Below are 21,236 nucleotides of genomic sequence, written 5' to 3' on the forward strand. Positions count from 1 at the left end.
GGCGATGTTCAGGGCAGTGCTTTGCCTGTGCGTCCTGGCAGGCGCCGCGCTGGCCCAGGACAGCGGCAAACGCCGCCTGACCGACCGCGACGACCTGTACGGCTGGGAGGCGATCGGGCGCCTGGATATCGGAACCCGGTCGTTCTGCACCGGAACGTTGATTGCGCAGGATCTGGTGCTGACCGCGGCCCATTGCGCGATGGACCGAACCACAGGGCAGCCCTATGCGCCGGGCGAGGTCAAGTTTCGCGCGGGGCTCAGCAATGGTCACGCGCTGGCCGACCGCAAGGTGGTGCAGATCGCCGCGCATCCCGATTACGACCCCGGGGCCGGCCTGTCACCGGAAAGCGTACGCGCCGACGTGGCCCTGATGCGGCTGGAAGAGCCCATCCCCTATGGCATCGCCAACCCCTTTGCCCTGCACAGCGGCCGGGTGGCCGGAAACGAGATCAGCATCGCGTCCTATGGCCGAGGCCGGTCCGAGGCTATCACGCGCGAGCGGTCCTGCCGGATTCTCGAGCGGCGGCAGGGCCTGATCACCTTCAACTGCGACATCACCTTCGGGTCGTCCGGGTCGGCCATCCTAGCCCGCAACGGTCCGCGCTGGCAGATCCTGTCGGTCGTTTCGGCGGTGGGCAATGACGGTCGGGGCAAGATCGGCTTTGGCATGGAATTGTCGGGGATCGTGTCGGAGCTGAAGGCGATCATGCGGCGCGACGCGCCGCGGCCCAAGGCCGCGATCAAGCGGCTGCAGGTCGGGTCGGGAAAATCCGGCTCGGGCGCGAAATTCATCCGCCCGGGCGGGTCTTGAACCGCGCCGAAACGCTTCCCATCTCATGTCTGACGGGCCGCCGCACCGGGGCCCGTTGAACATCACCGCCCGTCCGAACGGAGGGCCAAATCGTAGATCGCTCTGACATGAGGATGACGACAATGCGCAGTTTTGATTTTGCACCGTTGCATCGTGCAACCATCGGCTTTGACCAGATTGCCGATATCATGGACCGGGTTCTGACCAGCGAAGTGTCACAACCCAGCTATCCCCCCTACAACATCGAAAAGACCGATGCCGACACCTATCGCATCTCGCTGGCCGTCGCCGGTTTTGCCGAAGATGACCTGTCGGTCGAAGTGAAGGAAAACGCACTGGTCGTGGCCGGCAAGAAGGCCGCCGACGACAAGGAACGCACTTATCTGCACCGCGGCATCGCCACCCGCGCCTTCGAGCGCCGCTTTGCGCTGGCGGATCATGTTCGCGTGACCGGCGCCAGCCTGGAAAACGGCATGCTGCACATCGACCTGAAACGCGAGGTGCCCGAGGCGCTGAAGCCGCGCCGGATCGCGATCACCTCGGCCAAGGCCATCCAAAAGGACGTGGTCGACGCCAAGCCCGTGAACTGAGGCGGCAACCGACCGATCCGATAATCGCTTCCTCCCTCGATTATCGCCAGCCCCGCGTTCCTTCGGAGCGCGGGGTTTTCGGTTGCCGGAAGAAAAAGGGCGTCGCCGGGCGCCCTTCGTGTCCTGGCCGGTCCGGTCAGACCGCCATGCAGATGTATTTCATCTCGAGATATTCGTCGATGCCGTGATGGCTGCCTTCACGGCCCAGACCGGATTGCTTGACGCCGCCGAACGGCCCCAGTTCCGTGCTGATGATACCGGTGTTGATGCCGACGATGCCGTATTCCAGCGCCTCGGCCACCTTGTACACGCGGCTCAGATCCTTGGCGTAGAAATACGAGGCAAGGCCGAAGATCGTGTCATTGGCCATGGCGATCACCTCGTCCTCGTCCTCGAACTTGAACAGGGGTGCCAGCGGGCCAAAGGTCTCTTCCTGAGCGACCTTCATGTTTTGGGTCACGTCGGTGATGATCGTGGGCTGGAAGAAGGTGCCGCCCAAATCGTGCGGCAGGCCACCGGTCAGGATCGTGCCGCCATTGGCCTTGGCGTCGGCGATGTGCTCCTGCACCTTGGCCACCGCCTCGTCGCTGATCAGCGGGCCGGTCGTTGTGCCATCGGACAGGCCGTCGCCGATTTTCAGCGCCTCGACCGCGGCCTTGAGCTTGGCGGCAAAGGCGTCATAGACGCCGGCCTGCACATAGATGCGGTTGGCGCAGACGCAGGTCTGGCCGTTGTTGCGGAACTTGCACAGCATCGCGCCTTCGACGGCGGCATCCAGATCGGCGTCGTCGAACACGATGAACGGCGCGTTGCCGCCCAACTCCATCGAGCATTTCATGACCTGGTCGGCGGCCTGACGCAGCAGGATCCGGCCCACTTCGGTCGAGCCGGTAAAGGTCAGCTTGCGCACGCCGGGGTTCTCGCAGAATTCCTTGCCGATCTCGCTGGCCTGTGACGAGGGCACCACGTTGAACACCCCCGCGGGAATGCCGGCCTGTTCGGCCAGCAGCGCCAGAACCAGCGCCGACAGAGGCGTTTCGGTGGCCGGGCGCGCGACAAAGGCACAGCCGGCGGCCAGTGCCGGGCCTGCCTTGCGCGTGATCATCGCGTTGGGAAAGTTCCATGGCGTGATCGAGGCCGCCACCCCGATCGGCTGTTTCAGCACCATGATCCGCTTGTCGCGCTGATGGCCGGGGATGGTCTCGCCGTAGACCCGCTTGGCCTCTTCGCCGAAGAATTCGATGAAGGAGGCGCCATAGGCGATTTCGCCCACCGCCTCGGCCAGGGGTTTGCCCTGTTCGGCGGTCAGGATCTTGCCCAGATCCTCGGCGTTTTCCATCATCAGGTCGTACCACCGGCGCAGGATCGCGGCGCGCTCCTTGCCGGTCAGCTTGGCCCATTCCTTCTGCGCCGCCTCGGCCTGCGCGATGGCACCGGCCACCTGCGCGCGGCTGACATCCGCGACCTCGGCGATCACGTCGCCGCGGGCCGGGTTGGTGACGGCCAAGGTGCCGTTGTCCCCATCGACCCATTGCCCGCCGATATAGGCCTTGGTGACCAGAAGGTCGGGGTTCTTCAACAGCGATTTCAGGTCGGTCGTGGTATCCAGCATGAGGCGGCCTCCGGCGCAGGGATAGGATTTGCGCACAACCAAACAGGTGGTGCCCGTCATGTCTAGGGCCACCGGGACGAGTCGATCAATCCAGATTTGATCAAAAATTCGAATTCCGTGCGGCGTGGCGAACCGCGAAATGCGGTGGACAATGCCGGATCGGGTGCTGCACAGTTCGTCATGGAACCATTTGGGCGGCGGCCCGGTGCCGGCACGGGTTGGGGGCTGGAAAGTGTGAAATGATCGGAGCTTTGCGCCTGTTTGTCGGTCTGTTCGTGGTACAGTCGATTGCCTATGCGGTGCTGTCGCTGTATGCGCGGCGGGCCCGTCGGCGCAAGCTTGAGGAAAGGTGGGACGAAAAGGGAAAGACGGGCAGCAAGGACGCTTTCGTCGAGCGTGGACTGAGGGCCTATGACAGGTCTTTCCGCCGCAAACTGATCCTCGGCGTCTATATTGTACCCTGGGCCGCCATCGCGGCCGTCATCTATGTCGTGAACTACTTGTGAGGTCTTGGGAATGGTCTATGCCAAATGGGCAATCATCGTGGTTTTTTGGGCCACTGTCGGCGCCATTCTTCACTATGCCCTGCCGCAGCACGACATCGTGCGCATCGTGAACACCTATGAAGAGCGGCAGGATCTGAACGATTGGACGCGCATGTTCTGGTCCGAGCCGGAGGATCAATCCACCAACCTCTCCAGCAGGGATGTCCAGTTCATTCAGGCCGTAAGGGCGAACGGCAAGCCGATCGTCTACCGCAACGAGGATACAGGATGGGGGTGGCCGCCCTATTTCAAGTTCGATACCGCGAACCTGTATACCGAAGCCAATGATGCGATCTCGTCAAAAGACGATCCCGAATGGGTCGTCGTGACCCACTACGGATGGCGGAACGAGTTTCTTTCGATCTTTCCGAATGCCATCTCGATCAAACATGTCGAAGGCCCCGACGTGCGGATCATCCCCTGGTTCAACATTGTGTTCCTGACCGTCTTCTTCGGCCTCGTTTGGGCAATCTGGGTCCGCTGGCGGCGGTTCCGCGAAGCGCGGATAGATCCGCTGCTGGAGCAAGCCGAGGATGGGCTTTATGCCGTTGGCGACGCGATCGAGGAACGGCGTTCCGGCCTGCGTCGCTGGTGGGAGGGACGGAAATCGAAATAGGGTTCGATCAGTCCAGCGGCGTCAGCGCGGCAGGAAAACCGGCAGAGTTCATCTGACCACGAATTCGGCATGGAGCGCGCCTGCGGCCTTGATCGTTTTCAAAATGTCGATCATGTCACGCGGTGAAACGCCCAGCGCATTCAGCCCCGCGACCACTTCGGACAAGGTGGTCGCCTCGGGGATTTCGGCCAAGCCAGTGCCTTCCTCTTCCTCAAGCCCGGCAACGGTGCGCGGAACCACGACCGTCTGACCTTCGGCGAACGGATTGGGTTGAACGGCAATCGGAGCCTCCTCGACCCGCAAGGTCAGGTTGCCCTGCGAGACGGCAACACGCGAAATGCGCACATCCTGCCCCATGACGATGGTTCCCGATCGCTGGTCCACGACGACCCGGGCCTTGGACTCGGGCTCGATCAGGATGTTTTCGATGCGACCGATCGCATGGGCGGTCGATGCCGCGCGCGTTTCGGCGATGCTCAGCTCGACGGTGCCGGAATCGCGCATGATCGCGACCGGGCGGTTGAACTCGCGGTTGATCGCCGCTTCGATGCGGCCGGCGGTCGTGAAGTCCGGCTCGCGAAGGGCAAGGCGCAGTTGCGTCAGGCCCGAAAGCTGGAAGTCGATTTCGCGTTCGACACGGGCGCCCGAAGGGATCACGCCCGATGTCGGCACTCCCCGGGTGACGGATGCGGCCTCGCCTTCGGCCACGGCTCCACCGGCCAGCACCGTCCCCTGGGCCACCGCATAGATCTGTCCGTCGGCGGCGTTCAGCGGAGTCATCACAAGTGTCCCGCCCAAAAGGCTTTTGGAATCGCCAATGGCCGACACCGTGACGTCAATCTGGCTGCCGACCCGCGAAAACGGCGGCAATGTCGCGGTCACCAGAACCGCGGCGACGTTCTTTGGCCGAAAATCCTCGCCATTCACGTTGACGCCCAACCGTTCGAGAATGTTCGACATGATCTCTTCAGTGAACGGGGAATTGCGCAGCCCGTCACCGGTACCGTTCAGCCCGACGACCAGGCCGTATCCGACCAGATCGTTGCCGCGCACCCCGTCGAAATCGACCAGGTCCTTGAGGCGCACGGCACCCGAGAATGCAACGGTCGGAAGCAGCATCAAAACAAAAGCCAGGAGTTTCATCTCAGGAAGTTCACCAGTGAAAGGTTCGAATTGCGGACGGTGACCGAATAGAGGCTTTCAAGCTGGAACTGGACGGTCTGCAACTTGGCGGCAGTTTCGTACGGGTCCGCCGCCACGATTTCGTTTCTGGCGTACTCGAAACTGGTCTTGGCGGCCGAGTTGCGCGTCGCGGCCTGTTCGATCCGGGCCTCGACCGCGCCGACCTGGGCACGCATCGTCGTCGTATCATCCTTTGCATTGGCCAGATCGACCCCGAGTTCAGTGAACAAAGCGGTCTGCAGGGTCGGCGACCAGCCCAGGCTGGGATCCGACGCCAACGCGGCCACCGCAACATCGCGCAAGGCATCGCGCATGGCTGGATCATTTGCCGTAAACGGAAGCTCGACCCGCTCGGTTTCCGAGACCTGCATCGGCGCCAGCGTCGTATTCGACCCACGGTACATGACCGCTTCGAATCCGGCCGGATCGTTGAACCAGGTCTCGGCGGCCTGACGAATGTCGGTCACAGTTGTCAACCCGGCCAGTTGCGTGCGCAGCGCGCTCAGTAGGGTATCGGCAGACTCCAGCGGCGCCGCGTCCGTGGCGGTGCCGGCGAACAGGCTGCGCCCCCCGGCCCGCGTGTTGAGCGCCGAGATCATGCTGTCCAGTTCGTTGCGTGCCTGATCTGCGGCCTGGGCATGCGTCACGGCCTGGTTCGACGTGCCGAACGCCAGAAGAGACCCGGATATTTCGCCCAGCGAGTCGCTGAATGTCGATAGGCTCTGTTGCATTGCGTCCGAGAACAGGCGGGCCTCGGAGGTGGCGATCGAGAAAGCATCCAGCTGCGCGATTTTCCGGTCCAGATCCAGAAGGTGAGAATAGTCTCCGCCGACCCGGCCGGAAACTTCTGCCACCTGGCCGGTAGACATCTCGTAGGACAGCGTTTCGATCTGTGACTTGATCTCGGTGCTGCGGGTCCGAAGGGTCAGGCCGCGCGCCAGATCGCCGATGGCATTCAGTGTCATGTTCACATCCTCAGCAACATATCCATCAGTTCATCGACGACCGAGATGATCCGGGCATTGGCGGCATAGGCCTGCTCGATCTGCATCATCCGCTGCAACTCGGCGTCGCTGTCCACACCCTGTTCCGCGACCAGTTGCTCCATCTGCTGGTGCAAGCTGGCCGCATAGGTCTGTCGGGATTGGGCCGTGTGCGCACTCGTGCCGGCCTTGGACAGCAGCGCCTCGGACAATTCGGCCGCGCGCAGATTGCCGGTGCCGAAATCTGGAATGGAGACCGGGCGCGCCTGGTTCAGCGCCGCGCTGAAGGCCTGCAGTTGCGTGGCGTCGCCGGGATCATTCGGGGCGGCGGCACCCAGACCCGCGCGCAGCTTCCAACTGCTCCCCCCGGCATCCGGATCGACCGCAGCGTTCAATGCAAGACGCGAGGCCAATCCCGCCGGCGCGGTTGCGGAGTACCGGGCCCCGTCGTCAGTAAACAGGCCAGGATCGGTTGCCAAGGCCGTCGGATCCAGGCCGGGCGTTTCAAAGCGTTCGATCAGGTCCTGGGCGACGGCGTCGAGTTGGGCCTGCGCTTCGATCGACAGCTCGTCCCGGATCTGGAATTGCGCCATCAGGGCGCCGCCGCGAATCTGCGCGGTCTCGCCGCTGGTGCGGACTGGTTGCCCGTTCATCTCGAGGCCGGACAACAGCCCGTTGCCAACCGTCATGTGCGGTTTGGTGTCGCCCGTCGTCGTGAACGTGAATTCGGCTGCGCGCCCTTCCAAAAGGATCAGGCCACCGTCCGAGTACAAGGACACGCGGTCGTTGTCCCGTGCCACCACGTTCACGGGAATCAGCTCGTTGACCTGATCGATCAGAACCTGCCGCCGGTCCAGAAGGCCATTGATGTCGCCGCCGGCGTTCTGAACGGCCGGAATGCGGGCATTCAGGTCCTCGATGTCCTTCAGAGTGGCGTTCAGCGTATCGACATAGCTTCCGATCTTGCGGTCTGCATCGGATCGCATGTCCCGCAGCCCTTCCGACGCATCGTTCAGGGCTCGGGCCAGATCGTCGCCGGCACGCGCGACCTGATCCAACCGTTCGGCCGAGCCGGGATTGCTGGCTGCGGTGATCAGGCTGTTTTCGAAATCAACCAGCCGCGCCGACACTGAGGCCGCGTCATCGGGCGTGCCGACCAGCGTCTCGAAACCCGCGTGAAAATCGGCGATGGCCGAATTCAGCGCCAAATCGGCATCCGCAGCCCTGAGATTGGCGGTCAGCACCGGGTCGTGGTGCCGGGTGATACCGACAACCTGCACTCCGTTCCCCGAGATCTGACTGGTCGCCAGTTCCAGCGTTCGCTTGGCATAGCCGGGGGTCAGCGCGTTGGCGATGTTGCCGGATACGACGGCGGCGCCACGGCTGGCCGCGTTCAGCCCGCCCAGGGCGTTGTTCAGTGCCGTTGACATGCTCATGGGACCGCTCCTTTCAGGTGCTCAGGTCAGGCTCAGCGTTTGATGTTCGTGGTTTCCTGAAGCATCTCGTCCACGGTCTGGATCACCTTCGCGCTGGACGAATAGGCGCGTTGCGTCTGGATCATCGATGTCAATTCGGTGGCGACATCGGTCGTCGATTCTTCACGGGCAAAGGAAATCAGTTCACCGGTCGGACCCTCGCCCGCGTTCCACAGGAAATAGGTGCCGCTGTCGCGCGAGGGAGCATAGGTCTGGCTGTCCAGTGCGGTCAGGCCGTTGGGGTTTGGAACATCCGCCAGCGGGATCTGGTACATCAGGCGCGTCACCCCGGTATCGTACAACGCATAGACAAAGCCTTTTTCATCAACCTGCACGCTCGACATCGTGCCGACGGCAGAACCGTCGCGCGTGATCGAGACCGGAGCGAACGTGTCGGACAATTGCGTGATTCCGTCAGCGTCGCCGATCAGCCCCACATTGACCTCCATCGGCCCACCCGCGACGTTGACCACGAAACTTCCGGTCGCGGGGTCATAGGCCCCACCCGAAACCGCCGTGACGCTGGCCAGGGTCCCGCCAGCGGTGCGGCTGTCGGTGAAGGTCAGAACATATTCTCCGACGATCGCCCCGCCCGAGGCCGAATCCCGCAGGGTCATCGTCCACTGGTTGCTTGAGCCAGTGGCCGGGACGGTCGGCACAAGCTCGATGTCCACGGTCTCGGGCTTGCCGAGGTTGTCGAAATATTCGACAGACAGGGGCTGCGGATCGCCGGGCGCGCCTGCATCGGTGGCCGTAGCCGGCAGGTTCATGCGCAGGTTCATTTCGGTCGTGGGCGAGCCCGACAGCTGATTGACGCTCAGCTGCACCGGCTCCAGCGCGGCGGGCGTGTCGCGCGAGACGTTGGGGATCGAACCGTCGGAATTGGCCCGCCAACCCAGCAGTACAAGACCCGATTCGGTAACAAGGTAGCCTTCGGCGTTGGTCCGGAACGAACCGGTCGTGGTCAGCAGCATCTCGTTCGAGGATGTGCCGATCTGAGAGCTGGACCGAACCGGCAGCATGCCGCGGCCCCGCACGGCCAGATCGGTGGAATTGTTGGTGGTCACCAGCGACCCGCGCTGGTCGATCAGGCGCTGGCTGGTCGTGCGCACGCCGCCGGCGGAATAGCTGCCGCCCTGGCCGGACGTGACCATGGAATGAAAATCCGTTTCAACCCGCTTGTATCCGTAGGTCGAGGAGTTGGCGATGTTGTCCGAAATGGTCGCAAGCCGGTTCGCATTGGCCTTCAATGCGGCCACGCCGGCATTCAGCGAAGAAGAAATTGTCATCGGCACGCCCTTCTGTTGCGTCTAATCTTTCCGCAACAGCTAACGCACCGGGCCTTAACAGCGCGCTAACAGGTAAAATGCCACGCATCATTTCCGGTCATGGGTCACGCAGGAACACGATCTCGATCCGGTCGTTTCGCGGGGCCATCGGGTTTTCGACGGCCAGTTCCCGGTCGGCATGGCCGGTCACGCGGTCCAGCCTGCGGGCATCGACTCCATCGTCCTGCAGCAATTTGCGGACCGCCTGCGCGCGGGACGTGGAAAGATCCCACGCAGGATCCCGGGCCAGAACCACCGGAGCGGACCGGACATGGCCATTCACCGCGATCGCGTTGGTCACAAGATCCGAGGACCGCGCGACCAGCAGGATCAGCGCGCGCATCATCTGCGTCGGCGTGTCGGTGCCCGGTTCGAACAGCGGTTCGGATTCGGTCGCGAAAAGTTCGACGACAAGGCCTTCATCGGTGACCCGCGTCACGATGTGTTTGAGAGCCTTCTTCGAGACCAGGCTTTCACCGGCCCGGCCCAGCAATTGCGCTTCGAGCGTCGAAAAGTCCTCGAATGCCCCGCGCCCGCCGCCGAGGGAATCGACCCCGGTCGATCCGCGGGCCCGTTTCGATTCGGTCGGATTCTTGTTCGTTGCTCCGGAGCCGTCCATCACCATGGTCTTCTCCGAAAACATGTTCTCGCCACCGAAGGCGCCGTCGCCACCGCCCGACACCGGGTGCACCGGAATCGTCGGCGAGAAATAGTCCGCCAGCCCCTTGCGTTGTTTTTCGGTCGTTGCGTTCAGCAGCCACATCAACATGAAGAAGGCCATCATCGCCGTGACAAAGTCGGCATACGCGACTTTCCAGGCACCGCCATGGTGGCCATCGCCACCTGATGCGCGCTTCTTCTTGATGATGATCGGCGCCGCATTCGTTTGCGCACCCATCTTCACCACCCTTTTTCACCCGGTGTTCAGATCTATCGGGAAGGGCTTAAGGTCCGCTTAACACTTAAAATTCTAAGAAACGACCTCAGTGCTGGAGCGCGGTTCCGGCCTTGGCACGGCGCAGGATGACGGACAGGCGGTCAAAGCTGTTTTGGATCCCGTCGGGCTCAGGCTTGGCGAAGAATCCATCCAGCTCATCATGGGCGCGCACCGCCTGATCCAGCAGGGGATCGGTGCCCGGCGTGTACAGCCCGGCCTTGATCATAACCTCGGATTGCTCATAGCTGCCCACCAGTCTGCGGGTCTCGGCGATCATCCGGTTCTCCTCGTCCGTGGCGGCGTCCGGCAGGGACCGCGACACCGAGCGGCTGAGATCTATGGCCGGGAAACGCCCGCGTTCCGCGATTTCACGGCTCAGGACGATGTGGCCGTCCAGAACCCCGCGCAGGATGTCGGCCACCGGCTCGTCCATGTCCGACCCGGCCACCAGAACGCTGAAAACGGCGGTGATGTCCCCCTGTTTCGCGGTGCCGGGGCCGGCCCGTTCGCACAGGCCGGCGATCAGGGGCGTGGTCGAGGGCGGGAAACCGCGCAACGATGGAGTCTCGCCCATGGCGGCCGCGATCTCGCGGTGGGCTTCGGCGAATCGGGTGACGGAATCCGCCAGAAACAAGACGTTCAACCCCTGATCGCGCAGAAATTCGGCAACGGTCATGGCCGACCAGGCGCAGCGGCGCCGGGCCAGGGCCGACTGGTCCGATGTCGCGGCCACGACCACCGATCTTTTCAGCCCGTCCGCCCCGAGGGCCTCTTCGACGAACGCGTTGACCTCGCGGCCCCGCTCGCCGACCAGGGCCACGACCACCGCGTCGGCCTGCATCGATCTGGCCAGGGTGGCAAGCAAGGTCGATTTGCCGACGCCGGATCCCGCGAACAAGCCGATGCGCTGCCCGCGTACGATGGGCAGAACCGTGTTCAGGACGGCCAGCCCGGTTGCCATGCGTTCCCCCAGCGGCTTGCGCTCGACCGCCGGCGGGGGGGCGGCCATGATGTCGCGCGGGGTCGTGCCCGGCAGCAGCGGCTTGCCGTCCAGCGGCTGGCCGAACGGGTCCACGACCCGGCCCAGCCAATGCATGCCAGGGGCAAAGACCGGGGTCGGCTCGAGAAACACGCGGTCGCCCAGGCGGACGCCATCGGGCGCGCCGGCGGGGAGCATGTGAACGATGCCGCTTTCGACCCGCAGCACCTCACCCGCCAGATCCGGGCCGGATTGCCGCTGCAAGGTGAGGTGGTCACCGATTCGGGCTGCGTTCTCCAGCCCCTCGATTTCGATCACCCCGCGGGTGACTCCGTTGACGAGACCCATCCGCCGCACCGGTGAAAGCCGGTCGAATACGGGTTTCAGGATCGACGGATCGAGGTCTGACATGGCGTTGGCTCCAATTGGTTTCTGAAAACGGTTTCTAAAGGAATCGGGGTTAAGCCTTGATTGAAATTGATCGAGGGAGAAGCCCCGATGTTCTCGGACCTGAACGTCTTTAAAGTTGCGTACGCCATGGCAACCCATGCCGGTCAGCGGCAGGCCGTGATCTCGCGCAACATGGCCAATGCGGATACGCCCGGCTATCGGGCCCGCGATATCGAGCCGTTTTCCAAAGCATTCGAAAACACCTCATCCACGCCGGCCATGGTCGCCACACGGCCCGGCCACCTGAACGGCGTGGGTGCGGATGGCAGGCTGTGGGCCGAACAGGTCCGCGCAGGGGCCGTCGACCCCAACGGTAATGGCGTCTCGCTCGAGGAGGAGATGCTGAAGGCCGTCGAGGTCAAGCGCCAGCATGACCGGGCACTGGCCATCTACAAATCGTCGATCGGCATCCTGCGCACCAGCCTGGGCAAAGCATGAGGAGCGGGACATGAGTGATTTTTCGGATTCCCTGAAAGTGACGGCCAGCGCATTGCGGGCTCAGGCGGCCCGGCTGCGCCATGTGTCCGAGAACATCTCGAACGCGGACACGCCCGGCTATCGCCGCAAGACCGTCTCGTTCGAGGCGGTGAACGAGGATGGTGTCGATCTGGTCCGGACCGGGCGCGTCAAGCTGGACCGGAGCGCGCTGTCGCAGATCTATGACCCCAGCCACCCGCTGGCGGATGCAAGCGGCCACTATCAGGGGTCGAACGTGGATCTGATGATCGAGATCGCGGACGCGCGCGAAGCGCAGCGCAGCTACGAGGCCAACCTGAAGATGTTCGACCAGGCGCGACAGATGTCATCCAGCCTGATGGAATTGCTGAGAAAATAAGGGACGACCAGAATGGATATCAGAACGATCAACGCCGCACAGAACTATGCCCATGCCCGTCCGGCCACGCAGGCCGACCCGGAGCGGTCCGGCGCCGCGCAAGGATTGCGGGCCACCTTCCAGGATTTTGCCGCGACGCTGAAACACAGCGAAAGCGTGGCGAAGGACGCGATGGTCGGGCAGGCGGATCCTCATGCGCTGGTGCAGGCCCTGGCCCAGACCGAACTTGCCGTGGAAACGGCCGTTGTCGTGCGCAACAAGGTGGTCGAGGCCTACCAGGAAATCCTGCGGATGCCGGTCTGAGCCATGCTGAGCGAAGGTTTGTTCTATGACATCGTGCGCCAGGCCTTGTGGATCGCGGTGATCACCTCGGTTCCGATCCTGACGGTGGCGCTGGTCACCGGTCTGGCGGTCGGCCTGTTCCAGGCGCTGACCTCGATCCAGGAAATGACACTGACCTTCGTTCCGAAACTGGTGGCCATCGTGATCGTCTTCTGGATCTCGATGGGGTTCATGACCCAGACGCTGGTCACCTTCTTCACCTCGACACTGGTTCCGCTGATTGCAGGAGGCCGCTGATGGAAACCGCCTATGTCACATTGTCCCGGCAGTCGGGGCTGATGAGCGAAATGCGCATCGTGGCGAACAACATCGCCAACGCCAATACCACCGGCTATCGCCAGCAAGGTCTGGTGTTCTCCGAGTTCGTTCGGGATCTGTCGGGCAGCCCGTCACTGTCCATGAGCCGTGCGCAGGTGCGCAACACTTCGTTCCAGCAGGGGGTTTTGACGCAGACCGGCGGTCAGTTCGACTTTGCAATCGAGGGTGACGGTTTCTTCCTGATCGAAACCCCGTCCGGCAACCGTCTGACCCGCGCGGGCAGCTTTGCGCCCGACGCCAACGGTGACCTGGTCACTCCTGACGGGTATCGGGTTCTGGACAGCAACGGCGCGCCTGTCTTCATTCCGCCCGACGCAGCGACGATCGATGTCGGGGGCGATGGAACGCTCAGCGTCGACGGGCAGTTGTTGGGCCAGATCGGGGTCTATCGCCCCACGGAGGGGACGCGGCTGGTGCGTGAAGCCAGTACCCTGTTCCGGCCCGAAGGCGACGTCGAGCCGGTGGAGGAACCGGTGGTGCTGAACCGGTTCCTCGAAGGGTCGAATGTCAATGCGATCGACCAGGTCACCAAGCTCATCGAGATCCAGCGCGCCTACGAACTGGGCCAGAGCTTTCTCGAGGCCGAGGACGAACGAGTCCGCGGTGCCCTTAAAACCTTGATGCGCTGATCTCAAGCAGCAGGAGAATGTGAAATGCGAGCTCTCAAGATTGCCGCGACCGGAATGTCGGCCCAGCAGATGCGGGTCGAGACGATCTCGAACAACCTGGCGAACATGAACACCACCGGCTACAACGCGCGGCGCGCCGAGTTCGCGGATCTGCACTATCAGCAGATGGCGCGGGCCGGAACGGTCAACGCTTCGGACGGAACCGTTCTTCCGACGGGAATCCAGCTGGGTCTGGGGGTCCGTCCGGCGGCGGTCACCGTGCAACTGGCCCAAGGTGCGCTCTCGGCGACGGGCAGCGATCTGGACATCGCCATCGAAGGGCGTGGATATCTGGAAGTGACGCTGCCCAACGGGCAATCGGCCTATACCCGCGATGGCAGCCTCAAGCGTTCGGCCGAAGGGTTGATCGTCACGTCGGACGGGTTCGCCGTCGCACCGGAAGTCACCATTCCGGACGATGCCCGGTCGATCTCGATCAACGCGGCCGGCGAGGTTTATGCCTATTTCGACGACACCGCCGAAGGGCAGTTGTTGGGCCAGTTCACGCTGGCGAGTTTTTCGAATGCCAAGGGGCTCGAAGCGATCGGCAGCAACCTGTTCAAGGAAACCGAAGCCTCGGGGGCGCCGATCGTGGGGACACCGGGCGAAGATGGTCTGGGTACGCTGCGGCAGGGCTATCTGGAAGACAGTTCGGTGGATGCGGTGCGCGAAGTGACCGAACTGATCGAAGCACAGCGTGGATATGAAATGAACGCCAAGGTGATCTCGGCCGTCGATCAGATGATGGGCGCGACGACGCAGGTGCGCTGATGAAGGTTATGCTTCTTTCCCTGTGTTTGTTCAGCCCGCTTTCCGCGTTGGCCGATATCGTCGTGCCGACCCGAACGATCCGGCCCAAGGAAATCATCGCGGAAACGGATCTGCAGACCAAGCCGGGTGATGTGGCCGGTGCGGCCCGGTCCGTGGAGCAGCTGGTCGGGAAAGAGGCAAGAACAGCGCTCTATCCGGGTCGCCCCGTCCGCCCATCTGACGTTGGCCCGCCGGCAATCGTGGACCGAAATGATCTGGTGACGCTGGTGTTTTCCCGGAACGGCCTGACCATTGCCGTGGAGGGCCGGGCGTTGGGCCGGGGGGCGGCCGGCGAGCGGATCAGGGTCATGAACCTGTCATCCCGCACGACGGTGTCGGGCGAAATCCAGCCGGATGGCCAAATCGAGGTGAACTGATCATGAAAGTTTCAACATTGCTTCTTGCCATTCTGGCATTGTCCGCCTGCGGGCGTCTGGACCATCTGGGCAAGCCACCAAGCCTGTCCCCCAACACGGAATCTCCTGAACATGTCGCCATGCTGTGGCCCGGCCTGCCTCTGCACACGCAACCGCAGCGCGCGGTCGATCGTGCGTCGCTGTGGAGCGGCGGTCAGCAATCATTGTTGGGCGACCAGCGTGCGATGAAAAAGGGCGATATCCTCACGGTCGTGATCGAACTGGATGAAAAAGCGGAAATTTCGAATTATACCAGCCGATCGCGCAGCGGGTCGGACGAGTTGAAGATACCGGGCCTGTTCGGCCTGCCGCAGAGGGCGGCCGGCCACTTGCCGGAGGGCGCATCCCTGGATGAGGCCGTTTCCATCGACTCGTCATCCTCGAGCAAGGGGAAGGGATCGGTCAAGCGAAAGGAAAAGCTGACGCTGCGCGTGGCTGCAACCGTCGTGGACGTGCTGCCCAACGGCGTTCTGTCGATCTCCGGGTCACAGGAGTTGCGGGTGAACTTCGAACTGCGGGAACTACTGGTCTCGGGCTATGTGCGACCGCAGGATATCTCGCGCCAGAACGAGATCACCTACGACAAGATCGCCTCGGCCCGTGTGTCCTACGGTGGCCGCGGCCAGATCACCGATGTCCAACAGCCCAGGTACGGGCAGCAGGTTCTGGACGCCCTGTTGCCGTTTTGAGAGTGATGCGAGATGAAGAAACTGTTGCCTATCGTGTTTTTGGTCCTGGGGCTGGGCGCGGGCGCCGCAGCCGGCCTTTTCCTTGCGCCGGACAAGTCGGCAGAAGACCACGCAGAAGAAGATGGCGCCAAGAAAGAAAACGAACACGCCGCGGAGGAAAAACACGGGACGGAAAAAGCCCCCGTGGATTCTCATGATGGCGGCGCTCACGGGAATGGACACGATGGCGGGGGCTATGAGTACCTCAAGCTGACCAAGCAGTTCGTTGTACCGTTGGTCGAGGATGACAAAATTTCCGCCCTGGTGACCGTATCGCTCAGCCTCGAAGCCCAGCCCGGCAACGCAGAGAAGTTCTACAGGCTCGAGCCGAAGTTGCGTGACGCGTTCCTGCAGGTGTTGTTCGACCACGCGAACATGGGAGGGTTTGACGGGGAGTTCACCCATTCGGACAACATGGAAACCTTGCGTCGATCTCTTCTGGAGGCCGCCAGGAAAGACCTTGGGGATGAAGTCAACCGCGTGTTGATCGTCAGCATGAGCCGTCAGGATACCTGACGGCTCCTCTCCTGTCTTGGCGGTATCGCCTCAGTCAGTTTTTTGCAGGCGTGCGCGCCGCAGCGCGGCTGCCTGTCTTTTTGCGAGTTTTTCCACAGCCTGTTTTCGCCCGAAGGCCTGGCGCAACCCGTCCATCATCGCAAGCTTCTGCGACCGGATCTGCGCGAGCTCGGTGTTCAGTTGCCTGCGGGTTGATGCCTCCCATCCGTACCAAATGACGTCGGCGCCGGCCATTCTGTAGCCCGTCGCGTCGGCGGCCGTCGAACGGACCTGTGCCAGTTGTGCGTCCAATTGCGAGATCCGGTTCTGAATACGCGCCTCCTGTTCGAGGATCGGGCGCAGCTTTTGATGTTCCTTTTCAAAGGCGGCGGTGGTCACCGCAACAAGGTCTGAGAGCTTGTCGGTCTTCATCAGATACCTTTCCTGGCGCGTTTGCGCATGGCCTCGGCAAAGCGGATGGCAGCGGCGACGGGGCGATAGTAGTTTTCGGGGACTTCCTGACCGATTTCCACCGACGCATGCAGCGCGCGCGCCGTCGGCGGGTCGGAATGGATGGGAACGCCGGCCTCGATCGCGGTTTTGCGGATCGTCGCCGCAACTTCATCGACCCCCTTGGCCACGCAGGTGGGCGCCGTTCCGGGTGCGCGCGACCATTTCAGGGCGACGGCATAATGCGTGGGGTTGACGATGACCACGTCGGCTTTTGGCACGTCCGCCATCATTTGCGTGGTCGCGATTTCCTGCGCGCGCTGTCTGCGATGCTGCTTCAGGTGGGGGTCGCCTTCGGACTCCTTGGTTTCGTCCTGCAATTCCTTTCGCGACATCCGGTTCTTGCGCATGTGTTCGCCGTATTGCCAAAGATAGTCGATAGCGCCGATCGTGAGCGTCACGGCAACTACGATGAAGAGGAAGCGCAGCAGCAGGTTCATCATCAAGAGGATCGACGCCTTGGGCGGCGCGGCTGCGGCCGACAGGATCTGGGACAGGTTTGCGTGCAGAAAAAATGCCAGGCAAACGCTGTAGATGACCAGCTTTGCAAAGCTCTTGGCAAACTCGAACAAACCTCCGCGGCCGAACTTGTTCTTTGCGTTTGAGGGGATGGAAACACGTGACGGCTTCGGCTTCAGTTTGCTGGGGGCAAATACCAGCGCCCTTTGCGCCAGAAGATTCAGAAGTACCACGATGGCGGGCACGGCCAACAGCGCACCGGCCGAGCCTGCAACGACCGCCATCAATCCCCCCACCGGACCGCTGGAAGACCCGGTGACAAGCAGCGGGCCGAGTGCGAAAGACTGGTCGATCAAGACCACGAAGGCCGAGCCCAGGTGCTCGGCAGAGTATTGTCCGACAACGATCAATGCGATCGTCAGCCCGGCATAGGCCGCCACGGCGGACAGGTCATTGGACTTGACCACCTCGCCTTTTTCGCGCGCTTTTCGAAGCTTCTGCGGCGTGGCTTCGAATGACTTGTCGCTGTCGTCGTCCTGGCTGCTCACGGGCTGGTTCCGACCGGGTCAATGAGAAACGCGAACATGGCGTCGCTCCAGGTGGACAGAATGATGGGCGTTCCGGCAAACAGCAGGAACAGACCGACGAAAGTAATCGCGGGCGCCCCCACGAAGGCGACCATCAGCTGGGGCATGGCGCGATTGATGACACCCAGGGCCAGGTTGTAGATCAGCGAGGCGATGACGAATGGGGCCGCCAGCCCGAAGGCCAGGGAAAAGCTCTGGGAAATCTGCCCCACGCCCCATTGCGACAGATCCGATGCTGCGGGTGCGCTGCCGATCGGAAACAGCGTGTAGCTGTGGATCAGGAACTGCGCCGCGCGGATGTGGAGGCCCATCACCGTCGCCAATGCCAGCCCGGCCAGTGTCATCAGGTACCCCATGGCGGGCACCGGCTCGGCTGCGGCACCCCCCAGGATCTGGGACAGCGAGGTTGCCTGGGCCGCGATCGACCCGGCGGTTTGCAGCGCCAGCACGAACAGCCGCAGACCAAAACCCAGAACCAGCCCGATCAGGGTCTCCGTCAGAATTGCCTTCACCAATGGCAGCAGGCCCGCAGAAACTTCCGGCCCCGGTACCGCCGGAGCGATCAGCAGGGTGAAGGCGATGGCCGCGCCCAGTTTGACCCGGGTGGGAATGCTGCGCTCGCCGAAGGCCGGCAGCAGCGACACAAAGGCCGAAACGCGCAGAAACACGATGAAGGCCAGCCAAAGCCCGGCCCCCAGCTGGTCGAGCAGCGCCGGAGGCAGGGCGATCATGCCGGCACCGTCCCGACCAATGCCGGCCGCGCCTCGAGCCCGATTTCCTCGAAGGACAGAACCGGGTTCGACACGCCGCGGGCCTGCAGGATCGTGCGCAGCAATCTTCGGCGGCGCGTGGATGTGACCAGGGCAGGAAACAGTCCCTGATCCGCGGTTCGCGCCAGGGCCTGCACGACTCCGTCCGCGAGTTTGTTGAACAGGTTGGGCGGCAGCGCCACATCCAATCCGGCGCCGGGGGCGTCGATCTGGTACGATGCGAAGGTCTCTTCCCATTCCGGTGCCAGCTGGATCAGCGGGATCGAGCCGTCGCCGCGCTTCAGTTCGGCCACCAGTTGGAAGCCCAGCCGCTGGCGCACGATCTCGCAGATGGCTTCGGGCTGGGTCGTGGTCATCCGCGCCTCGGCCACGCTTTCCAGGATCAGCGCCATGTTGCGGATCGAGACCCGCTCGTCCAGCAGCAGCCGAAGCACCGCATGCAGCGTGTCGATCGGAACCTTGTCGGGGATCAGTTCGTCCAGCAGCTTGCGGTTGGCCTCGGCCCGTACGGGATCACTGAGGCGGGTCATCTCGGACAGCAGGCGGCGCAAGGATTTGAGCGTCAGCAGGCGCGAGAAGTTCTGTTTGATGATCTCCAGCAGATGCGTGGCAAGGATCTCGGGCGGGGTCACGATCGTGGCGCCGCTCAGGGCGGCTGCCTCCTGGTCCTTGGGCAGGATCCACCGGGCCGGGGCACCATAGACCGGTTCGGTCACGTCATTGCCGTCGGGCAGAAGATCGGCGCCATCCTGCACAAGTGCCAGGATCAGGTCGGGGTGCAGCACGCCGCGGGCCTGCTCGACCCCCTGCACCTTGATCACATAGGTGCCCATCGGCAGATCGGCGCGGTCGGTCAGGCGGATCTCGGGCAGGATCAGGCCGAAGCTCGAGGCGACGTAGGTCCGCATGTTTGCGATCCGCGCGTCCAGGCCGGTTCCGGGGTTCAGAACCATGCTGACCAGGTCGGGCGCGAACTCCAGATGCACGTCGTCCAGGTCCAGAACATCGCCGATCGCCTGCGCGGAGGGCGCCTGGGCTTCGGGTGTGGGCGATTGCGCGGCCAGCGCCTCGGCCTTCTGTTTCTTGTGAACGTGATATGCGGCATAGCCCAGGACCGCCCCGCCCAGAATGAAGGGCAGGAAGGGCAGGCCCGGCACCAGCGCGAACAGAGCCATCAGCACCGCCACCGTGCCCAGCGCCGCCGGATGACGGCCCAGTTGCGAGAACAACGCGTTGTCGGTGGCCCCCTGCGTGCCGCCGCGCGCCAGCAACAGGGCCGATGCGATCGAGATGATCACGGCCGGAATCTGCGACACCAACCCGTCGCCCACGGTCAGGATGGCATAGGTTTCGAACGCAGAGGCAACCGGCATGCCATGCACGATCACCCCCATGATCAGCCCCATCACGAGGTTCAGAAGCGTGATCAGCAGCCCGGCGACCGCGTCGCCCTTGACGAATTTCGACGCCCCGTCCAGCGAGCCGAAGAACGTGGTTTCCTGCTGTTCGAGCTCGCGCCGTTCCTTGGCCTGCTGGTGGTCGATAGCACCGGCCGACATGTCGGCGTCGATGGCCAGCTGCTTGCCCGGCATCCCGTCCAGCGCAAACCTTGCGCCGACCTCGGCCATGCGCGCGGCGCCCTTGGTGATGACCATGAAATTCACGATCAGCAGCACGCCGAACACGACGAGACCCAGAAAGATGCTGCCACTCATGACGAATTGGGCAAAACCTTCGATCACGTCGCCGGCGGCATTGGGGCCGGTGTGGCCCTGCCCGATGATCAGTTTGGTCGAGGACACGTTCAGCGACAGCCGCAGCATCAGCGAGGCCAGCAGGATGGTTGGGAAAGACGAGAAATCCAGCGGTCGTTCGATGAAAAGGGTCAGGGTGAAGATCAAAATCGCCAGCGCAAAAGAGGCCGCCAGCCCGATGTCGAGCACCCAGGACGGCATCGGCAGGATCATCATCACGATCACGGTCATCAGCGCCAGCGCCAGCAGAACCGTGGGTGAAAACAGGGTCCTTGGGTCAAGTTTCGGCACGCGTCACTCCTGATCGAATGTGATGAAGGCCACGGCGGTCCCGGATGCCGGAACCAGTGATCCCAGGGCCGGGCGGTCGGCCCCGGCGGCAGAGGGGCCGAGCGGGATCAGCGGCAGCGCGGTGCGGTGGAACGGGTCGACGGCCTGACGGGCGACCGGTTCGGGCGCATCGGACAGCGCGGCCAGAACCGTCTGGAACCGGGCGACATATCTGCGGGCATATTCGGGGGTGCGCGAGTGATAGGCGCCGACAGCGGCCGACCAGTCGCCATGTTCGGCGTAAAGCCGTTTCAGGAACTGCGCCGCATAGGCAGCATTCTGATCGGGGTCGAACATCGCGTCGATCGACCGAAACGCCTTGCCGTGCCAGCGGTAATTGATCTGGAAACAGCCGACGTCAAAGCTGCGGGCGCCCGATTTGAACACCTCGAACACATAGGCCTTGGCCTCGGCCTCGGACCCGAACCAGTATCCCTTGCCTTCAAGGTTAACGGTCCAGGGCCATGGGTGCAGGCTGCCATCGACGCGGCGCCCGGTTTCCACCCGGGTGATGGCCTGCATGACATCCAGCGGGACGCCCTCGGCCCGGGCGGCACGTCGGGCCGCCCGGTCGCAGATATCGGCGGTGCGCATGTCCGGTACGGCCAGGGCCGCCGTGGCGACCAGGGCCTGCACCCACAGCGATAGGAAGACGATCTTGAGTTCTGGCATTCTGCCGGTCCGGGATTCTTCTGACCGGGCCAAG

At 63.2% G+C, this 21,236-nt stretch carries 25 protein-coding genes; 13 read left to right on the forward strand and 12 right to left on the reverse strand.

What is annotated here, in order from left to right:
- The first annotated feature begins 4 nt into the window (after positions 1–4).
- Together F3H26_RS10195 and F3H26_RS10200 are read left to right on the forward strand one after the other, a co-directional pair.
- Positions 5–811, forward strand: a complete 807-nt coding sequence (locus F3H26_RS10195) for a trypsin-like serine peptidase (RefSeq protein ID WP_394349768.1) — start codon at positions 5–7, stop codon at positions 809–811.
- A gap of 122 nt (positions 812–933) precedes the next feature.
- Positions 934–1,401 (forward strand): Hsp20 family protein, encoded by a 468-nt coding sequence (locus F3H26_RS10200; protein ID WP_149775957.1) that lies wholly within the window; start codon positions 934–936, stop codon positions 1,399–1,401.
- A 136-nt stretch (positions 1,402–1,537) separates the two neighbouring features.
- On the opposite strand, the gene F3H26_RS10205 is transcribed toward F3H26_RS10200, so the two are convergent.
- Positions 1,538–3,013, reverse strand: a complete 1,476-nt coding sequence (locus tag F3H26_RS10205; protein WP_149775958.1) for an NAD-dependent succinate-semialdehyde dehydrogenase — start codon at positions 3,011–3,013, stop codon at positions 1,538–1,540.
- Between the two features lie 239 nt (positions 3,014–3,252).
- Here F3H26_RS10205 and F3H26_RS10210 point away from each other — a divergent pair, with 239 nt between their 5' ends.
- Positions 3,253–3,519 carry a hypothetical protein gene (locus F3H26_RS10210; protein ID WP_149775959.1) on the forward strand — a complete coding sequence of 89 codons (267 nt, stop codon included), beginning with the start codon at positions 3,253–3,255 and terminating at the stop codon, positions 3,517–3,519.
- Positions 3,520–3,529: 10 nt separating this feature from the next.
- Entirely contained in the window at positions 3,530–4,174 is a 645-nt protein-coding gene (locus F3H26_RS10215; protein ID WP_149775960.1) for a DUF1523 family protein, read from the forward strand.
- Positions 4,175–4,222: 48 nt separating this feature from the next.
- Here F3H26_RS10215 and F3H26_RS10220 read toward each other — a convergent pair whose 3' ends face one another.
- The 6 genes from F3H26_RS10220 to F3H26_RS10245 form a co-directional block, all read right to left on the reverse strand.
- Positions 4,223–5,317, reverse strand: coding sequence for a flagellar basal body P-ring protein FlgI (locus F3H26_RS10220; protein ID WP_149775961.1), 1,095 nt, complete (start codon positions 5,315–5,317; stop codon positions 4,223–4,225).
- Positions 5,314–6,321 carry a flagellin gene (locus tag F3H26_RS10225; RefSeq protein WP_149775962.1) on the reverse strand — a complete coding sequence of 336 codons (1,008 nt, stop codon included), beginning with the start codon at positions 6,319–6,321 and terminating at the stop codon, positions 5,314–5,316. The genes F3H26_RS10220 and F3H26_RS10225 overlap by 4 nt, the downstream gene beginning before the upstream one ends.
- A 2-nt stretch (positions 6,322–6,323) precedes the next feature.
- Positions 6,324–7,775, reverse strand: a complete 1,452-nt coding sequence (gene flgK, locus F3H26_RS10230; protein ID WP_149775963.1) for a flagellar hook-associated protein FlgK — start codon at positions 7,773–7,775, stop codon at positions 6,324–6,326.
- A gap of 32 nt (positions 7,776–7,807) precedes the next feature.
- On the reverse strand, positions 7,808–9,103 hold the full coding sequence (locus tag F3H26_RS10235; protein ID WP_149775964.1) for a flagellar hook protein FlgE: 1,296 nt from the start codon (positions 9,101–9,103) through the stop codon (positions 7,808–7,810).
- A 97-nt stretch (positions 9,104–9,200) separates the two neighbouring features.
- Positions 9,201–10,040 (reverse strand): flagellar motor protein MotB, encoded by an 840-nt coding sequence (locus F3H26_RS10240; RefSeq protein ID WP_149775965.1) that lies wholly within the window; start codon positions 10,038–10,040, stop codon positions 9,201–9,203.
- An 85-nt stretch (positions 10,041–10,125) separates the two neighbouring features.
- The gene (locus F3H26_RS10245) at positions 10,126–11,469 is read right to left on the reverse strand and encodes a FliI/YscN family ATPase (RefSeq protein ID WP_149775966.1); all 1,344 of its coding nucleotides are present in this window, start codon (positions 11,467–11,469) and stop codon (positions 10,126–10,128) included.
- Positions 11,470–11,556: 87 nt separating this feature from the next.
- Here F3H26_RS10245 and F3H26_RS10250 point away from each other — a divergent pair, with 87 nt between their 5' ends.
- The 9 genes from F3H26_RS10250 to F3H26_RS10290 are packed head-to-tail and all read left to right on the forward strand — an operon-like array spanning position 11,557 to position 16,141.
- Positions 11,557–11,946, forward strand: a complete 390-nt coding sequence (locus F3H26_RS10250; RefSeq protein WP_149775967.1) for a FlgB family protein — start codon at positions 11,557–11,559, stop codon at positions 11,944–11,946.
- A gap of 10 nt (positions 11,947–11,956) precedes the next feature.
- On the forward strand, positions 11,957–12,343 hold the full coding sequence (gene flgC / locus F3H26_RS10255; RefSeq protein WP_149775968.1) for a flagellar basal body rod protein FlgC: 387 nt from the start codon (positions 11,957–11,959) through the stop codon (positions 12,341–12,343).
- 12 nt (positions 12,344–12,355) lie between these two features.
- Complete coding sequence (gene fliE / locus F3H26_RS10260) at positions 12,356–12,646, forward strand: flagellar hook-basal body complex protein FliE (RefSeq protein WP_149775969.1); 291 nt, start codon at positions 12,356–12,358, stop codon at positions 12,644–12,646.
- A gap of 3 nt (positions 12,647–12,649) precedes the next feature.
- Positions 12,650–12,922 (forward strand): flagellar biosynthetic protein FliQ, encoded by a 273-nt coding sequence (locus F3H26_RS10265; protein WP_149775970.1) that lies wholly within the window; start codon positions 12,650–12,652, stop codon positions 12,920–12,922.
- Positions 12,922–13,632 carry a flagellar hook-basal body complex protein gene (locus tag F3H26_RS10270; RefSeq protein ID WP_149775971.1) on the forward strand — a complete coding sequence of 237 codons (711 nt, stop codon included), beginning with the start codon at positions 12,922–12,924 and terminating at the stop codon, positions 13,630–13,632. Before F3H26_RS10265 ends, F3H26_RS10270 begins: the two co-directional genes overlap by 1 nt.
- A 24-nt stretch (positions 13,633–13,656) precedes the next feature.
- A complete protein-coding gene (flgG, locus tag F3H26_RS10275) occupies positions 13,657–14,442 on the forward strand; it encodes a flagellar basal-body rod protein FlgG (protein WP_149775972.1) in 786 nt (261 codons plus the stop codon).
- The gene (gene flgA, locus F3H26_RS10280; RefSeq protein ID WP_149775973.1) at positions 14,442–14,858 is read left to right on the forward strand and encodes a flagellar basal body P-ring formation chaperone FlgA; all 417 of its coding nucleotides are present in this window, start codon (positions 14,442–14,444) and stop codon (positions 14,856–14,858) included. The genes flgG and flgA overlap by 1 nt, the downstream gene beginning before the upstream one ends.
- Before the next feature lie 2 nt (positions 14,859–14,860).
- Positions 14,861–15,586, forward strand: coding sequence for a flagellar basal body L-ring protein FlgH (flgH, locus tag F3H26_RS10285; protein WP_149775974.1), 726 nt, complete (start codon positions 14,861–14,863; stop codon positions 15,584–15,586).
- 12 nt (positions 15,587–15,598) lie between these two features.
- Positions 15,599–16,141, forward strand: coding sequence for a flagellar basal body-associated FliL family protein (locus F3H26_RS10290; RefSeq protein ID WP_149775975.1), 543 nt, complete (start codon positions 15,599–15,601; stop codon positions 16,139–16,141).
- A 30-nt stretch (positions 16,142–16,171) separates the two neighbouring features.
- Here the strand turns inward: F3H26_RS10290 and F3H26_RS10295 are convergent, their stop codons facing one another.
- The 5 genes from F3H26_RS10295 to F3H26_RS10315 all read right to left on the reverse strand — a co-directional run bounded on the left by F3H26_RS10295 (position 16,172) and on the right by F3H26_RS10315 (position 21,202).
- Positions 16,172–16,552, reverse strand: a complete 381-nt coding sequence (locus F3H26_RS10295) for a hypothetical protein (RefSeq protein ID WP_149775976.1) — start codon at positions 16,550–16,552, stop codon at positions 16,172–16,174.
- Positions 16,552–17,637: a flagellar type III secretion system protein FlhB gene (gene flhB, locus F3H26_RS10300; protein ID WP_149775977.1), complete on the reverse strand. Its 1,086-nt coding sequence runs from the start codon at positions 17,635–17,637 to the stop codon at positions 16,552–16,554. Before flhB ends, F3H26_RS10295 begins: the two co-directional genes overlap by 1 nt.
- Positions 17,634–18,407 carry a flagellar biosynthetic protein FliR gene (locus F3H26_RS10305; RefSeq protein WP_149775978.1) on the reverse strand — a complete coding sequence of 258 codons (774 nt, stop codon included), beginning with the start codon at positions 18,405–18,407 and terminating at the stop codon, positions 17,634–17,636. The genes flhB and F3H26_RS10305 overlap by 4 nt, the downstream gene beginning before the upstream one ends.
- Positions 18,404–20,431 (reverse strand): flagellar biosynthesis protein FlhA, encoded by a 2,028-nt coding sequence (gene flhA / locus F3H26_RS10310; protein ID WP_394349769.1) that lies wholly within the window; start codon positions 20,429–20,431, stop codon positions 18,404–18,406. Before flhA ends, F3H26_RS10305 begins: the two co-directional genes overlap by 4 nt.
- A gap of 63 nt (positions 20,432–20,494) precedes the next feature.
- Positions 20,495–21,202 carry a lytic transglycosylase domain-containing protein gene (locus tag F3H26_RS10315; RefSeq protein ID WP_149775980.1) on the reverse strand — a complete coding sequence of 236 codons (708 nt, stop codon included), beginning with the start codon at positions 21,200–21,202 and terminating at the stop codon, positions 20,495–20,497.
- Positions 21,203–21,236: the final 34 nt, after the last annotated feature.

Source organism: Ruegeria intermedia, assembly GCF_900129345.1.
Lineage (GTDB): Bacteria > Pseudomonadota > Alphaproteobacteria > Rhodobacterales > Rhodobacteraceae > Ruegeria > Ruegeria intermedia.

What these genes read in the sequence shown, in the direction of transcription:
- F3H26_RS10195 (WP_394349768.1), top strand. Translation starts at nt 5, where the DNA reads ATGTTCAGGGCAGTGCTTTGCCTGTGCGTCCTGGCAGGCGCCGCGCTG.
- F3H26_RS10200 (WP_149775957.1), top strand. Translation starts at nt 934, where the DNA reads ATGCGCAGTTTTGATTTTGCACCGTTGCATCGTGCAACCATCGGCTTT.
- F3H26_RS10205 (WP_149775958.1), bottom strand. Translation starts at nt 3,013, where the DNA reads ATGCTGGATACCACGACCGACCTGAAATCGCTGTTGAAGAACCCCGAC.
- F3H26_RS10210 (WP_149775959.1), top strand. Translation starts at nt 3,253, where the DNA reads ATGATCGGAGCTTTGCGCCTGTTTGTCGGTCTGTTCGTGGTACAGTCG.
- F3H26_RS10215 (WP_149775960.1), top strand. Translation starts at nt 3,530, where the DNA reads ATGGTCTATGCCAAATGGGCAATCATCGTGGTTTTTTGGGCCACTGTC.
- F3H26_RS10220 (WP_149775961.1), bottom strand. Translation starts at nt 5,317, where the DNA reads ATGAAACTCCTGGCTTTTGTTTTGATGCTGCTTCCGACCGTTGCATTC.
- F3H26_RS10225 (WP_149775962.1), bottom strand. Translation starts at nt 6,321, where the DNA reads ATGACACTGAATGCCATCGGCGATCTGGCGCGCGGCCTGACCCTTCGG.
- flgK (WP_149775963.1), bottom strand. Translation starts at nt 7,775, where the DNA reads ATGAGCATGTCAACGGCACTGAACAACGCCCTGGGCGGGCTGAACGCG.
- F3H26_RS10235 (WP_149775964.1), bottom strand. Translation starts at nt 9,103, where the DNA reads ATGACAATTTCTTCTTCGCTGAATGCCGGCGTGGCCGCATTGAAGGCC.
- F3H26_RS10240 (WP_149775965.1), bottom strand. Translation starts at nt 10,040, where the DNA reads ATGGGTGCGCAAACGAATGCGGCGCCGATCATCATCAAGAAGAAGCGC.
- F3H26_RS10245 (WP_149775966.1), bottom strand. Translation starts at nt 11,469, where the DNA reads ATGTCAGACCTCGATCCGTCGATCCTGAAACCCGTATTCGACCGGCTT.
- F3H26_RS10250 (WP_149775967.1), top strand. Translation starts at nt 11,557, where the DNA reads ATGTTCTCGGACCTGAACGTCTTTAAAGTTGCGTACGCCATGGCAACC.
- flgC (WP_149775968.1), top strand. Translation starts at nt 11,957, where the DNA reads ATGAGTGATTTTTCGGATTCCCTGAAAGTGACGGCCAGCGCATTGCGG.
- fliE (WP_149775969.1), top strand. Translation starts at nt 12,356, where the DNA reads ATGGATATCAGAACGATCAACGCCGCACAGAACTATGCCCATGCCCGT.
- F3H26_RS10265 (WP_149775970.1), top strand. Translation starts at nt 12,650, where the DNA reads ATGCTGAGCGAAGGTTTGTTCTATGACATCGTGCGCCAGGCCTTGTGG.
- F3H26_RS10270 (WP_149775971.1), top strand. Translation starts at nt 12,922, where the DNA reads ATGGAAACCGCCTATGTCACATTGTCCCGGCAGTCGGGGCTGATGAGC.
- flgG (WP_149775972.1), top strand. Translation starts at nt 13,657, where the DNA reads ATGCGAGCTCTCAAGATTGCCGCGACCGGAATGTCGGCCCAGCAGATG.
- flgA (WP_149775973.1), top strand. Translation starts at nt 14,442, where the DNA reads ATGAAGGTTATGCTTCTTTCCCTGTGTTTGTTCAGCCCGCTTTCCGCG.
- flgH (WP_149775974.1), top strand. Translation starts at nt 14,861, where the DNA reads ATGAAAGTTTCAACATTGCTTCTTGCCATTCTGGCATTGTCCGCCTGC.
- F3H26_RS10290 (WP_149775975.1), top strand. Translation starts at nt 15,599, where the DNA reads ATGAAGAAACTGTTGCCTATCGTGTTTTTGGTCCTGGGGCTGGGCGCG.
- F3H26_RS10295 (WP_149775976.1), bottom strand. Translation starts at nt 16,552, where the DNA reads ATGAAGACCGACAAGCTCTCAGACCTTGTTGCGGTGACCACCGCCGCC.
- F3H26_RS10305 (WP_149775978.1), bottom strand. Translation starts at nt 18,407, where the DNA reads ATGATCGCCCTGCCTCCGGCGCTGCTCGACCAGCTGGGGGCCGGGCTT.
- flhA (WP_394349769.1), bottom strand. Translation starts at nt 20,431, where the DNA reads ATGACCGTGATCGTGATGATGATCCTGCCGATGCCGTCCTGGGTGCTC.
- F3H26_RS10315 (WP_149775980.1), bottom strand. Translation starts at nt 21,202, where the DNA reads ATGCCAGAACTCAAGATCGTCTTCCTATCGCTGTGGGTGCAGGCCCTG.